The 13349-nt window shown below is 73.3% G+C and carries 11 protein-coding genes; 4 read left to right on the top strand and 7 right to left on the bottom strand.

Going from position 1 to position 13349, the window contains the following annotated elements; genetic code table 11:
- Nucleotides 1–29: 29 nt before the first annotated feature.
- The 3 genes from EDD29_RS33395 to EDD29_RS33385 form a co-directional block, all read right to left on the bottom strand.
- Nucleotides 30–500: an FHA domain-containing protein gene (locus tag EDD29_RS33395; RefSeq protein WP_123668250.1), complete on the bottom strand. Its 471-nt coding sequence runs from the start codon at nt 498–500 to the stop codon at nt 30–32.
- An 86-nt stretch (nt 501–586) separates the two neighbouring features.
- On the bottom strand, nt 587–1654 hold the full coding sequence (locus EDD29_RS33390) for a dipeptidase (protein WP_123668249.1): 1068 nt from the start codon (nt 1652–1654) through the stop codon (nt 587–589).
- The gene (locus EDD29_RS33385; protein ID WP_211360069.1) at nt 1651–2973 is read right to left on the bottom strand and encodes an amidohydrolase family protein; all 1323 of its coding nucleotides are present in this window, start codon (nt 2971–2973) and stop codon (nt 1651–1653) included. The genes EDD29_RS33390 and EDD29_RS33385 overlap by 4 nt, the downstream gene beginning before the upstream one ends.
- Before the next feature lie 115 nt (nt 2974–3088).
- Here EDD29_RS33385 and EDD29_RS33380 point away from each other — a divergent pair, with 115 nt between their 5' ends.
- Both EDD29_RS33380 and EDD29_RS33375 read left to right on the top strand, forming a co-directional pair.
- Nucleotides 3089–3829 carry an IclR family transcriptional regulator gene (locus tag EDD29_RS33380; RefSeq protein WP_211360068.1) on the top strand — a complete coding sequence of 247 codons (741 nt, stop codon included), beginning with the start codon at nt 3089–3091 and terminating at the stop codon, nt 3827–3829.
- A 46-nt stretch (nt 3830–3875) separates the two neighbouring features.
- Nucleotides 3876–4814: an ornithine cyclodeaminase family protein gene (locus tag EDD29_RS33375; protein ID WP_123668246.1), complete on the top strand. Its 939-nt coding sequence runs from the start codon at nt 3876–3878 to the stop codon at nt 4812–4814.
- A gap of 8 nt (nt 4815–4822) precedes the next feature.
- Here the strand turns inward: EDD29_RS33375 and EDD29_RS33370 are convergent, their stop codons facing one another.
- A complete protein-coding gene (locus tag EDD29_RS33370) occupies nt 4823–6271 on the bottom strand; it encodes a serine/threonine-protein kinase (RefSeq protein WP_246053134.1) in 1449 nt (482 codons plus the stop codon).
- A gap of 112 nt (nt 6272–6383) precedes the next feature.
- On the opposite strand from EDD29_RS33370, the gene EDD29_RS33365 reads away from it, so the two are divergent.
- Nucleotides 6384–6863 (top strand): hypothetical protein, encoded by a 480-nt coding sequence (locus EDD29_RS33365; protein WP_123668245.1) that lies wholly within the window; start codon nt 6384–6386, stop codon nt 6861–6863.
- Nucleotides 6864–6906: 43 nt separating this feature from the next.
- Here the strand turns inward: EDD29_RS33365 and EDD29_RS33360 are convergent, their stop codons facing one another.
- Nucleotides 6907–8835, bottom strand: coding sequence for a primary-amine oxidase (locus EDD29_RS33360; RefSeq protein ID WP_123668244.1), 1929 nt, complete (start codon nt 8833–8835; stop codon nt 6907–6909).
- A gap of 50 nt (nt 8836–8885) precedes the next feature.
- Nucleotides 8886–10421, bottom strand: coding sequence for a gamma-glutamyltransferase (locus EDD29_RS33355; RefSeq protein WP_170201686.1), 1536 nt, complete (start codon nt 10419–10421; stop codon nt 8886–8888).
- A gap of 329 nt (nt 10422–10750) precedes the next feature.
- On the opposite strand from EDD29_RS33355, the gene EDD29_RS33350 reads away from it, so the two are divergent.
- The gene (locus EDD29_RS33350; RefSeq protein WP_123668242.1) at nt 10751–11641 is read left to right on the top strand and encodes a hypothetical protein; all 891 of its coding nucleotides are present in this window, start codon (nt 10751–10753) and stop codon (nt 11639–11641) included.
- Nucleotides 11642–11678: 37 nt separating this feature from the next.
- On the opposite strand, the gene EDD29_RS33345 is transcribed toward EDD29_RS33350, so the two are convergent.
- On the bottom strand, nt 11679–13028 hold the full coding sequence (locus EDD29_RS33345; RefSeq protein ID WP_211360067.1) for a type I glutamate--ammonia ligase: 1350 nt from the start codon (nt 13026–13028) through the stop codon (nt 11679–11681).
- Nucleotides 13029–13349 lie beyond the last annotated feature (321 nt).

Below are 13349 nucleotides of genomic sequence, written 5' to 3'. Positions count from 1 at the left end.
GCTCCGGGACGGGCTGCGGAGTCACCTCGTCATCGGGCGATGAGCCGGACCACGGCGTGCAGATCCTGGGCGAACCGCACCGTGTCACCGTCGTTGAGCGGATGCGGCTGCCTCGGGGGCAGCATCCGGCCGTTCACATAGGTGGCGTTGGTGGAGTTCTCGTCGCTGATCCAGGCGGAACCGTCCCGGCGCAGTTCCAGTTTCGCGTGCCGTCCCGAGACCGTGCCGAACGTCGCGAAGAACCGGGAGTCCGCCGAGAATTCGGGGTCCCTGCCCAGGCCGCGGGTCTCCCCGGGGGCCAGGGACAGCGTGCCGTCGGCGAACTCGAGGGTGAGGCTCCGGCGGCGCACCACCACGTGTTCGGTAGGGGCGAACCGAGCCTTCACCTCGCGGGCCTTGCCCGCCCCCGTCTTCGCCTTCCCGAAGGAGAAGGGGGTGAGGCATTTCTTGCACACGAGCTGATCCGCGGCGTCCGCGCGCGCCCCGCACGAGCACAGCACAAAGCCCTCCCCGTCTTCCAGATCCCCGTTGGTGGATCAATATGGTCACATACGCAGGAGGTGGCGAGGGGGCTTTTGCGGTTCGATCAGCCCCAGATGCGTTCCGCGTAGCCGAGGAAGTTGAGGCCGAGGAGCTTCTCGACGCGGGTCGAGGAGAAGCCCTTTTCTTCCAGCAGGCGGACGAGCGTGCGGAACTGGTCGACGCCGCGGAGATCGATCACGAACGGGAAGGTGTCGGGGCCCTCTCCGGTGGCGGCGACGCCGGCGGCGGCTCGGGCGGCGGTGTGGTCGGCGAGCCGGGCGCGGTACGCATCGAGGTCGTCGTAGGTGGTGACGGAGCCGTCGGTGCCGATGCCCACGGCGTCCTCGCCGCAGATGCGCACGGCGTGCGCGAGGTGTTCGACGACGTCGGCGGCGCGGGCCTGGCCGTCGGGGGCCAGATAGGGCATGAAGTAGATGCCGACGAAGCCGCCCCTTGCGGCGACGAGGCGGAGTTCCTCGTCGGTCTTGTTGCGGGGGAGGTCCGTCACGGCGCGGCAGCCGGTGTGGTTGATGGAGACGGGTGCGGTGGAGGTGCGGGCGGCGTCCAGACAGGTGTTCTCGCCGCTGTGGGAGAGGTCGACCATGACGCGGGCGTCGTTGAGCGCGGCGACCGCCTCGCGACCGAAGGGGGTGAGGCCGCGGTTCTCGGGGGCCATGGAGCCGTCGCCGAGGTGGTTGGCCCGGTTGTAGGTGAGCTGGACGACCCGGACGCCGAGGTCGGCGAACTCCTGGGCGCGCGAGAGGTCGTCGCCGAGCTGGACGGCGTTCTGGAAGCCGTAGATGACGCCGATCTCGTCGTTCGCGCGGGCGTCGGTGATGTCGGCCGCGCGCACGACCTTGCGGAGGTCGCCGGGGTGGTCGGCGATGACGCGGTCCCAGTGGGCGATCTCGGCGAGGGTGTGCTCGTAAGGGGGCAGGTCGCCCATGACGTACCCGAGCGTGACGTTCACCGCGGTGAGACCGGACGCGTGGGCGTCGGCGATCGCGCGGGCGTCGACGGTCATCTCGTCGCTGTTCTGGATGAGCGCGTTCGCGGCGGCCAGGGACGTCTCGGCGTTGGGATTGTCCAGCGCGCCGAGCGCGTTGACGATCAAGGGCAGGTCGGTGCTCATCGGTCGGTTCCCTTCGCGGCGGGGGAGAAGTCGGCGCGGTCGAACCACGTGCCGCGCTTGAGGGTGCCGACGACGGTCCGCAGCGCGGCGATGTCGGCGTAAGGGTCTTCGGCGAGGACGACGAGGTCGGCGAGCTTCCCGGGCTCGACGGTGCCCCGCACGTCCTCGGCGTCCATCGCCTTGGCCCCGACGAGGGTCGCGGAGCGGATCGCCTGCGCGGCGGTGAACCCGCACCGCGCGACGAGGAACTCGATCTCCTCGATCAGCGACGGGTAGGGCGTGTCAGCGTCCGTCTCGTAGTCGGTGCCCGCGCAGATCTCGACGCCGGCCGCGTGCGCCTGCCGGGTGAGGTGGACGGCGAGTTCGGCCGTCTCGGGGCCGTGCGGGAAACCGGGGTCGTCCTCACCGGGCTCGGCGAGGACCGAGTACAGGGCGGCGGTCGCGTCGAGGATCGTGCCGCGCTCGCGCATCAGCGCGAACAGCCCGGCCATGACGGGGTCGTCCTCGCCGGTGAACCGCGCGAAGTCGATCGGAGGCTTCTCGGCGTAGCTGGCGCGGCCGTTCTGGGCGGACGCCTCGTGCGCGAGGAGCGTCGCGTGCGAGACGACGTCGACGCCCGCCTCGACGATGTCGCGCGGGGTCGCGGGGAAGACCGCCGCGTGCGCCCACACGTGCAGCCCCTGCCGGTGCGCCTCCGCGGTGAGCTCGGCGACGAGCCGGGCGGGCAGATCGGCGTAGATCTTCAGTGCGACGGCGCCGGTGCCGCGGGCCAGCGCGACGGCCAGGGGGAGGTCGGTCGCGTCGGTGATCGCCTGCATGTGGGGGATCGCGCCGGGGGCCGCGCCGCGCGAGACCTCCCAGGTGCGCGGGTCGGAGAAGAACCCGGGGCCCGCGGTGAGGGCGGCGTAGCCGAGGTCGGGGCCGGGGATCTCGCCCACCAGGGTGGCGCGGGCGAGGTCGGAGATCTGGCGCAGGTCGTCGGCCATGTCGCGGATCGCGGTGACGCCGCCGTACACCTGGCGGCGCAGCGCGAACTCGGCGACGGTCCGGTCGGGCGGGGTCGCCAGGTGCTGGTGGGTGTCGATGAGGCCCGGCACCACGAACCGGCCGGTCAGCTCGACGGTCTCGGCGTCGGCGAACGCGGCGGGGAGTTCCGCGTCGGGCCCGACGAAGGCGAGCACCTGGCCGAGGACCGCGATCGAGGTGCCGGGACGGGACGGGCCGCCGTGCCCGTCGATCAGCGTGGCCCCCCGGTAGACGGTGACCGCGTCTTCCGGCGCCGGGGCGTACGGCGTGGGTGCGCCCGGAAACTCCAGCACGCGGCACCTCCTGTCCAGGCTTGTTACGTAGTATGTAACAATCGTTGTATCAGTTGTAATCCAGAGGACACGGTAGCGCGCTTTACAGCGGTTTGCCCAGGTGGGGAGGGGTCCGGTGCCCAGATCGGCGAATTCGGCGGTGGCCAAGGCCCTCGACGTCATCGAGATCGTCGCCTCCGCAGGTCGGCCGCAGCGGCTCAGCGAGATCGCCGAGGCGGCCGGGCTGCATCGCGCGACCGCGCACCGGGTGCTCGCCGATCTCGTCGCGAGGGGCTGGATCCTGCGCGCCGGAGACGCCTACCTGCCCGGCGCGGGCATCCTCCGGCTGGCCCGCACGCCCGTCGGCGCCTCGCTCGCGGCGCTGGCCCGGCCCGTGCTGGAGGGCCTCTCCGCCCGGACGGCGCTGATGGTGAACCTCCAGGTCCCGCAGGCCGACACGTCCCTCGTGCTCGACGCCGTCCGGCCGCCCCGGCTGCACATGATCACCGACCTGGTCGGCGAGGCCCTGCCCGTCCACCGGTTCGCCGGGCCGCTCGCCCTCGTCGCCGCCCTGCCGGAAGACGCCCGCGCGCCCTACCTGCGCGTCGCCGAGGCCGACGGGACACCCGCCGCGGCCCTGGCGGACGCCCTCGCCGAGGCCGAGCGGACGGGCTTCGCCGTCGAACACGGGCGCGAGGACCGGATGGTCGCCTCCCTGAGCCGCGCCGTCCTCGATTCCGAAGGGCGCCCCGTGTGCGCGCTCACCCTCGTCGGACCGGACGCCGAGTTCACGACCGAGGCGCTGCCGGTCCTCGCCGCCGCTCTTCGCGAGGCGGCGGAATCCCTAGCCGCAGTCATCTCAGGAGCCGCACCTTGAACCGCCCCGATCATCTCCGCCGCGCTTCGTCCCTCGAAGGCCTCCGATGAACGGGGCACGTGTCCTCGACGCGCGGGCGACCGCCGCCGCGCTCGACCCGGAGGCCGTCGTCGCCGCGGTGGCCGTCGCGCTCAGCGCGATCAGCGACGGGACCGCGTCGGCGCCACCCCGGGTCGCGGCCTTCGCACCGGGCGGGCTCCTGGGCGCGATGCCCGGATATGTTCCCGGCCTTGGCCTCGGCGCCAAGCTCGTCTCCGTCTTCGCCGACCCCGGGCACGCCGGGCGCAGCGCTCATCGGGGCGTGGTCGTGCTCTTCGACGAACGCGACGGGAGCGTCCTCGCCGTCATGGACGGCGAGCCGATCACCGAGGTGCGCACCGCCGCCGTCGCCACCGTGGCGATGCGCGCGCTGGCCAGGCCCGGCGCCCGGCGCGTCGCGGTGATCGGCACGGGCTCGCAGGCCGCCGCCCAGGTCGCCCTGCTCGCCGCGCTGCACCCCGACCTGCCTTTGATGGTCGGGGGCCGGCGGCCGTCCGCGGCGGCGGCCCTGGCCGCCCGCCATCCGAACGGCACGTCCGCGGGGATCGAGGACGCGGTCCGCGCCGCCGAGATCGTGCTGTGCTGCACCGATGCGAGGACCCCCGTGCTCGACCACTCCTGGCTCGTCCCCGGCGCGCACGTCGGCTCCGTGGGCGGCTTCCACGGCCCCGAGATCCCCGCCGACACCGTCGCCTCCGCGACCCTCTTCGCCGAATGGCCCGGCGCCGCCGCCTCCCCCCTCCCGGCCGGCGCCCACGAACTCCAGGGCGTCCCGCCCGAGCGCGTCACCCTCCTCGGCGACGTCCTCGCCGGCCGCCACCGCGGCCGCGTCTCGGAATCGGAGATCACCTTCTTCAAGTCGACCGGCCACGCCGCCTTTGACGTCGCCGCCGCCCACGTCGTGCACACGCGCTCCAGGGAGGAGGGGTCCGGCCTCCTGCTCTGAGGCGCGGGTCAGGACGGGTCGGTGAGGGTCAGGCCCTTGACCTGGCCGCCCAGGACGTCGCCGAGGGTGCCCCATTCGAGGGTGAAGGGCTCGGTGAGGTCGGGGGAGACGGGGAAGGTCGCCCATTCCCGGTGCGGCGTCCCGGCCCGGACGGGCCAGGTCTCGCCCTCGTGCTTCCCGCAGAAGGTGCTCCGGGCGGGCACCGACCTGCCGTCGGCGAGGACGAGGGCGACGTTGACGCCGGCGTTCCTGAGGCAGATGAGCTCCCGCGTGCCGGACCTCCGGGAGATGACGATGCGCGCGGTGGCCGTGGCGCCCTCGACCTCGATCCGGTCGAGTTTCACCGTCCACTCCATGTCCCGGTAGACCTGCCGGTCGAACCGGTAGGTGCCGGAGGCGGGCGGCGCGGGCGACGGGATCGTCGCGGTCGCGCTGGGCGAGGGGGCGGCGTCGGCCTTCTCGGGGCCGCCGGGCCGCAGGATGACCGCGGCGGCGACGACCGCCCCGGCGAGCAGGACCGCCGCGCCGAGCACGCCCGCCGAGGCGGGGAGGCGCCTGCGGGCCTCCGGCTCGGGCTCGGGCGGCCGCGCGTAGGCGTCGAGACCGGTCTCGACGCCCTCCGGCAGCCAGTCGACGGTCGTGGCCGACGGGTCGGCCGCCAGCGCGTCGATGACCTCGCGCACGGACGGCCGGGCGTCGGGGTCCTTGTCCAGGCAGGACCGGACGAGGGGGAGGAGGTCCTCGGGGCAGCCGGAGAGGTCGGGCTCGTCGTGCAGGACGCGGTAGAGCACCGCGGCCGGGTCGCCCTCGCCGAACGGAGGACGGCCGGTGGCGGCGAACAGCACCGTCGCGCCCAGGGCGAAGACGTCCGACGGCGCTTCGGCGGTCCGGGCCGCGGCCTGCTCGGGGGACATGAAGTGCGGTGAGCCCATCCGGGCGCCCGTGCGGGTCAGCGGCGTGGTGTCGGCGGCGCGGGCGATCCCGAAGTCGATGACGCGCGGGCCGTCGGCCGACAGCAGCACGTTCCCCGGCTTGAGGTCGCGGTGCACCAGGCCCGCCGCGTGCACCGCGTGCAGGGCCTCGGCGACGCCCAGCGCGAGCACCCGCGCCGTCGCGGCGGGCAGCGGGCCCTGCTCGGCGACCGCCGCGGCGAGCGACGGCCCCGGCACGTAGGCGGTCGCCAGCCACGGCGGCGAGCCTTCCGGGTCGGCGTCCACGACGGGCGCGGTGTAGATGCTGCGCACCCGGTCGGCGGCCTCGACCTCGCGCCGGAACCTGCGCCGGAAGTGCTCGTCGTCGGCGTACTCCGGCCGGATCACCTTGATCGCGAGCAGCCGCCCGCTGCGCGTCGCGCCGAGGAACACTCGGCCCATGCCGCCGGAACCCAGCACCGCCGAGATCCGGTACCCGCCGATCTCGCGGGGATCGCGCGCCCCGAGGGGCTGAAACGGGATCACGCCCGGCAGGATAGCCGCCGGCGATCTCTCTTATCGGAGATTTCCCCATCTGCTGTGCGATGCCGGTGGCATGCATGATCGAAGTGTCGGCGGCACTCGGTAGGTTCCCGGCATGACCACCGTGGAGATGAGCGCGTCGGAGGCGTCGGACCTGGCCGGGTCCCTGCGCGGGATCGTCGACGACCATCCCTCGGGCGACCCCCGGTGGACGCTCCAGGACTGCGCCGACAGGCTCGCCGCCGCCCCGGGCGGTCCGGGCCGCGCCGGGTTCGTCGTCATCCTGAGCGCCACGTCCTGGTACGCGGTGTCGGGCCGGATCGGCTCCGCCGGCCTCCTGACCGACATGGCGGCGGCGTTGCGCGCGGCGGTGGCGACCCTCGACCCCGCCCCCTGCTCGCACGGCGACGCCCACCCCTGGGCCGTCACCGGGCAGCGCGACCGCCCGGCCTCCCTCACCGCCCTCTTCGACCCCGAGCCCCCGCCATCGCCCGAGGCCCTGGCCCTGTGGTCCTGTCCACGCGACCTCGCCGACCTCACCGAAGAGTGCCTCTCCGACTTCGGCGACTGGCGCACCATGCACATGTACGGCTGACCTCGCCCCTGAGCCCCGTGCCCGGGGCTCAGGTGAGCGGCGGTCAGCGGCAGCAGGAGCCGCCGTCGGACGCCTCCGCGGGGGTGCGGTGGCGCTTGGGGGCCGGGAGGTCGAGGGAGGGGTTGCGGTCGAAGAAGCCGTCGGGTTCCAGGCGCATGCCGATGCGGTGGACGGGCATGATGGGCCATTCCTCCGGGCGGGGCGCGTGGTGGACGCCGACGACGGGCCAGAGGACGAGTTCCGCGCCGTCGAGCGAGCGGTCGGCCTCCTGCCAGGCGTGCACGCCGTCGGGGTCGCCGAGCGGGGCCTGGTTGGGGTACTCGCCCGCGATGAAGCGCTGGGTGCCGTCGTAGGCGGTGGCCCACAGGTGCTTGGCGACGAAGGGGGCCTTGCGCTCCACGACGCTGCCGGGCTTGGCGAACAGGTTCGTCGTGTTCTGGAGGAGGACCTTGTAGGCGGTCTTGTCCCCGAACCGGTTAAGGGTGCCGTCACTCTCCACGAGCCAGTGCAGCGCCCGTGACGGGTCGCCCTTGCGCGCGGCGTCCTTCTCCGAGAGCAGCGGCGTCCGGACGGTCCTGCAGGCGTTCCCGTACGGGTTGAGCGCCTCGTCCTCCTCGACCTCGGAGTGCACCTCGTAGAGGCGGTTCACCGGGCCGTCGACGCCCATGTCCAGGCGCAGGCCGAAGTAGTGCTGGTGGTTGGGCGCCTGCACGTTCGGGGAGACGATCCTGCCGAACGGAGGGGTGACGCCGTCGGCCACGCCCGAGACGGACATGACGCCCGTCAGCTTGATCTCCAGCTCGATCATGCCGTCCTGGTGGAACGACCAGTAGAAACCGTAGTCGTAGTTGGCGACGGTCGCGAAGAACGAGACGACGAAGCGGCGGGCGCGGCGCACCTCGGCCTCGCCGGTCCGGGTGTTGACGTGCTTCCAGAGGATCGAGAAGTCCTCCTCGTGCATGCAGATCGCGTTCTTGATCGTGCGCGGCTCGCCGTGCCCGTTCAGCACCGCCGCGTCGAGGTAGCGGATCTCGCCGAGGCAGTCGCAGCCGAGCTCCAGCGACGCGGTCAGCGGGCCGGCGCCGTACTCGCCCCAGTCGAAGAAGTTCTTCCGGTAGGCGGTCGGGTCGCTGTCGAGGTAGGGCACGTACATCTCATTGACGGACGCCCGCTTCATAATGGGACGTACCTTGTCGCCGTCCCTGTACCGGATGTCGTGCAGCACGAGGCCCTCGCGGTGCGTGAACCCGACCCGGAACGACCAGTTCTGCCACTCGATGAGCTGCCCGTCGACGGAGAAGCCGGGGCCGTCGGGCTGAGTGATCTCCAGCGGGGCGACCTCCCGGTCCGGTCCCCAGGTGCCCGACCGGTAGACGCCGGTCTCCGACGCCATCGGGATCACGCCGTGGTCCTCGATCCGGACGACCTCGAGGGTCTCCATGTCGATGATCGGCACGAGCCCGGAGACCGGACGGGCGTAGCCGTTGTCGTCGGCGGTCTCCCGGTGCCACACGGTGCCCCAGGACAGGCGGCGGTCCTTCAGGTCGGCCGGCTCGAACCCGGTGATCGACTCGGGGTCCACCCAGACCAGCGACACATCGTGGATCCCGCGCTTGGCCAGGGCCTCCTGCACGCCCCTGTCCTCCCGGCAGGCCTGCGCGACCATCCGGGCCTCCTCACTGGACACGCCGGGGCGCCGGGCGTCCACCGGGAGCCAGGCGCCGAGCGACGCCACGCGGTCCGTGCCGGCCGTCCAGGCCGCGATCTCCCAGGCGGCGTGCGCGTCGGGGTTCATCACCACGAGCCGCACCGGGCGGCCCTGCCCGGCCGCGAGCCCGCGCGCCAGCGACTCCTCCACCGCCACGCCCCAGAACCTGGGCCGCTCCCCGATCCGCGGATCCGCCTTGACCAGCGCGACGACCTCGGCGATCTCGGCTTCGGTGAGGGGATCGGTCCAGTGTGCGGTGCTCATCGTGTGCTCCTGTCGGATCGGGAGGTCTGCGGGTCGGAACGTCGGGGGCGTCAGGGGTGCAGGACCGCGGCGGCGCCGTCGGCGCGCGGGTCGGTGGCCGCGTCGAGGCGGCCCGCCGCGCGCCGCGCGACCTGGACGTGCCCCGCCTCGTCCTGCGGGCCGTCGCGGCGGTCCACCGGGACGCCCAGGGCGGAGGCGGCGTTCACCGCGCCCGCGGTCCCCGGCTCGCCGACCAGCGTCGGCACGTCGTGCCCGAGGTCCTTGGCGCCGACGACCCAGCGGGGTCGGGCGAGCACTGCGGCGGGGTTCGCGGAGGGCTCGGCGAGGTCGGGCGCGGCCTGGGCGAGGATCCACGGCTGGGCCCGCCCGCCCTGGCAGCCGACGGCCGCGGTGAGGCCGGGCGCCTGGACGATGAGCGGGCACAGCGTGTGCGGCGGCCGCGACCCGTGCGCGATCCGCGCGGGGCTCGCGGGGTCGGTGCTGAACGACGCGCCGCGGTTGTGCAGCACGATGCCGGTGGAGCGCTCCAGAAGGCCGGCCCCGAACGTCTGGAAGACGCTCTGGATCAGGGTGACGGACAGGCCCGCCCCGTCGACCGCGGTGACCGCGACGGTGTCGCCGAGCGCCCGCCCGGACGGGGGAGCGGGCTCGGTGGAGGAGACGCGCAGATCCGTCATCGCCCTGACGTCCACGGGGGCGGTGCGCGGGTCGCCGAGTTCCCGGTCCCGCACGTCCATGCCGCGCAGGCTCGCCTCGACCAGCCCGGCCTCCCGGCCCGACGCGGCGGCCTCCAGCGCGGCGGGCAGCACCCCGAGCAGCAGCGCGCCCTGCGACGGCGGAGGTGCCACCCACCAGTGGACCCCGCCGAGCTCCCGGCCGAGCGCGGGTACCGTCTCGGCCTCGTGCGCGGCGAGGTCGGCGGCCGTGTGCGCGCCGCCCAGCCCTGCCAGCCCGGCGGCGAGCCGGGCGGCGACGGCGCCCGTGTAGAAGGACGCGGGGTCTTCGGCGAGTTCTTCGAGCGTGGCGGCGAGCGCGGGCTGGACGAAGACGTCCCCTTCGCCGAGCGGCTCTCCCTCGGGCGCGAAGACCTCGCGCAGCCCCGGATCGGCCAGCACCGCCTCGCGCTGCGCCTCGATCGCCCGCGCGAGCCCGGGGGAGACCGGCGCGCCCTTCGCGGCGGTCCTCGCCGCGGCCCGCAGCGCCTCGCCGAGCGGCCGCGCCGCCCCGAGCGCGGCGATCGCACGCCACCCGGCGACGGCCCCGGGCACGGTGACGGTCTCGATCCCGCGCCGCGGCATCGGCGCCCCGGCCAGTGCTTCCAGGTCAAGCCCGGCGGGCACGGTCCCCGCCGACAGCACCGCGACGGGTCCGTCACCCGACCGCTCGTCGTGTACGAGCGCGATGAGGTCCCCGCCGAGCGAGCACTGATGCGGATAGACGACGGTGAGCGCCGCCGCCGCGGCGAGCGCCGCGTCGATCGCGTTCCCCCCGCCCCGCACGGCCTCTTCCGCGGCCTCCACCGCGGCCGCATGCGGCGCCGCGACCGCCACCCGCCCTGCGGCCCCCTCAACACGCTCAGAACCCACCGGGCACCTCTCCCGCAGCCGCGATCCAACATCTGGGATCCAAAACTAGCATGACGGGATACGAGATCGCTTTCCCCAGCCCCCTGTCCCCCGATCCGCTGTGTCCATCCTCAATCCACCCACCCATGGACGCATCCTCCGGACGCGCAGGGCCGCGGCGACGCCCGCCCCGCCTGGTCCGCGCGCAGTCGGCCGCTCCGTCCTCCCCGCGGCATTTCCGCTAGCCCGGACATATGTAGTCAACTTTGATCAGTGCGAGCGCACCTCACTTGTGTGGGTAATTCATTAAACCGGTGAAACGTCAGGAAACCCCTCGGTACTTTTCCGGCATGCCCTCACCCCGTCACGACAGCCTCAACAGCATCTTTCGTCGTCGCCCGGAACTGGCCCTGGAGATCCTGCACGACCTGTGCGGCGCCGCCATAGACAGCACGGTCCTCGCCCGGGTGGAGTCCAACGACTTCAACACCCGCCCGTCCGACGACTTCACTCCCGACACCGTCATCGTCGCCGGACCTCCGCAATCGCCCACGCTCGGAGTGATCGTTGAGATCCAGTACGAGAAGAGCGAGCGCAAGCGGCGCCAGCTCGCCCGCTACGCCATGCAGCTCTGCCTGCTGCTCGACCGCCCCGCCCACGTTCTGGTGATCGCGCCGACCCGGTCCGCCGCCGTCTTCTACGAGACCCCCCTCGTGACGATCCTCCCCGGCTACACCTTCCGCCCGCACGTCGTCGGCAGCGAGACGATCCCCGTCATCGCCGATCCGGCCGAGGCCGCGGCCCACATAGATCTCTCCGCCCTCAGCGTCATGGCCCACGGTGCCGGCAACAGAAAAGTCGTCACCGCCTTCATGGCCGCCATTGAGTCCATTCCGCGCGAGAAGGGAAACTCCTACACTGAGCACTGCTGGAACATCTCGCCCCTCCCCGTCCGGAAAATCATGGAGGAAATCATGAAAACCAATGAATGGCCCGCTTTCTCCCCTTTTGCCCGTGAGCACTTCGGCAAGGGCCGTGCGGAGGGCCATGCGGAGGGGGAGGTCGACGGGCTGGCGCGGTCGATCCTGCTGGTGCTGGACAGCCGGGGCCTCGCGGTCGACGGGCAGGTCAGGGCGCGGATCGAGGAGTGCCGGGAGGCCGAGGTCCTGGAGAAGTGGCTGATGCGGGCGGCGACCGCATCCGTGGCCGACGAGGTGTTCGCCGACGATCCGCTCGGCTAGCCCGCTCGTCTCCGAGGCCGTCCGGTCCGGTCGAGGGTCAGTGGCGCCAGCGGGTGCGGGTGACGATCTCGTCGGGGGAGGCGTCGGCGAACAGCGCCGTCTCGGCGGTGCGGACCGCGGTGACGGCTTCGGCCATGGGGGCGCCCAGGGCCTCGGTGAGGACGGGGTCGGCGGTGAAGGCGGCGACCGCGTCGGGGAGGGAAGAGGGGAGGCGGGAGGCCGTCGCGTCGGTGGGGGCGCCGATGACGGGGTCGGGGAGGGTGGTCTCCGAGGTGAGGCCGGCGCGGGCGGCGGCGAGGAGGGCGGCGAGGGCGAGGTAGGGGTTGGCGGTGGCGTCGAAGCACTTGATCTCGACGTTCGCGCAGCGGCCCGCGCCCGCGGGGCCGGTGATGAACCGGACGGCGGCCTCGCGGTTCTCCAGGCCCCAGCAGGCGTACGCGCCGGCCCAGCGCTCGGGGACGAGCCGCAGGTAGCTGGCGACGGAAGGGGAGCCGATCGCGAGAAGGGCGGGCAGCCGGGTCAGGACGCCCGCGATGAAGGAGGCGCCCTCGGTGGTCATCCCGTACCGGAGCGGCCCGCCCGACATCATCGGCACATCCCCATGCCACAGGCTCAAATGGACGTGTCCCCCGTTCCCGACAAGGCCGGGTGCGGGCTGGGGCGCGAACGTCGCGCGCAGCCCGTGCGCCGCCGACACCGCCCGGACGGTCTCGCGCACCAGAACGGCGGTGTCCGCGGCCCCGACGGGGTCCTCGGCCGCGGTGGACAGCTCGAACTGGCCCGGCGTGTACTCCGGATGGAGCTGTTCGACCGCGACCCCCGCCCGGCCCAGCGCCGTCAGCACCTCAGCGGTGTAATCCCCTAGCGCGCTGAGACGGGACATCGCGTATGCGGGCCCCGTCACGGCGGGGACGAACTCCTCGCCGGCGCCGCGCGAGACCGTCCACTCGACCTCGATCCCCGCGAGGACCCGCCACCCGTCCACGGCGAGCCGCAGGCACTCCCGGCGCAGCAGCGCGCGGCCGTCGCGGGAGTGGGTGAGGCCGTCCTGGTCGTAGCGGTCGCCGGGCGCCCACGCCCAGCCGGGCAGCGCCGTGTGGGGGACGAGACGGTCGAGATCGGGGTGCAGCCTGAGGTCCCCGACGGGCGACGCGCCGGGCGCGGCCGAGTCGTCCAGCAGGAACAGGTCGAACACCGGCGACGCTCCGACGCCCCAGCCCGCGGCGTGCCCGAGCCGTCCGACGGGCACGCCCTTCATCCGGGTGATCCCGCTGGTGTCGACCCAGGTGACGGCGACGCCCTCGATCCCGTCGCGCACCAGATCCTCGGCGAGCGCCCTGCCCCGGGCCGCGCGCCGCGCCCGCTCCTCGTCAGCCAACCGTTCCACGGGTGATCACCCTAAGTGATCGAAGGTCCCGCACCGTGACACGAGGTCGGTGCGGCGGCACAGCAGAGCGTCAAGGCGGCTGTGCGACGGCCCCTTTTCGATATTGTCCGCGGCATCCGATACGTGACATGCTGCGTGGCGAAGGCCTCCTGCCACCCCCTTCGGAGGTGCCGAAATGTCACAAAAGCGGAAGACGGGACCGCAACCCTGCCACGGGCCGGTCAGGGCGCGGCGATCCCTCCTGCAGTGAGGACCGGAAGTAAATCGACCGCACCTGTCGGGAAGCCGCGTCAAGGCGCGAGCGCGACTGCCACGACGGTC

This window comes from Actinocorallia herbida, from assembly GCF_003751225.1.
GTDB lineage: Bacteria > Actinomycetota > Actinomycetes > Streptosporangiales > Streptosporangiaceae > Actinocorallia > Actinocorallia herbida.
This window is presented reverse-complemented; position numbering and strand designations above follow the sequence as displayed.

Excerpts from the sequence above, each read along its gene's own strand:
- EDD29_RS33390 (WP_123668249.1), bottom strand. The coding sequence starts at position 1,654 with ATGAGCACCGACCTGCCCTTGATCGTCAACGCGCTCGGCGCGCTGGAC.
- EDD29_RS33375 (WP_123668246.1), top strand. The coding sequence starts at position 3,876 with ATGAACGGGGCACGTGTCCTCGACGCGCGGGCGACCGCCGCCGCGCTC.
- EDD29_RS33365 (WP_123668245.1), top strand. The coding sequence starts at position 6,384 with ATGACCACCGTGGAGATGAGCGCGTCGGAGGCGTCGGACCTGGCCGGG.
- EDD29_RS33360 (WP_123668244.1), bottom strand. The coding sequence starts at position 8,835 with ATGAGCACCGCACACTGGACCGATCCCCTCACCGAAGCCGAGATCGCC.
- EDD29_RS33350 (WP_123668242.1), top strand. The coding sequence starts at position 10,751 with ATGCCCTCACCCCGTCACGACAGCCTCAACAGCATCTTTCGTCGTCGC.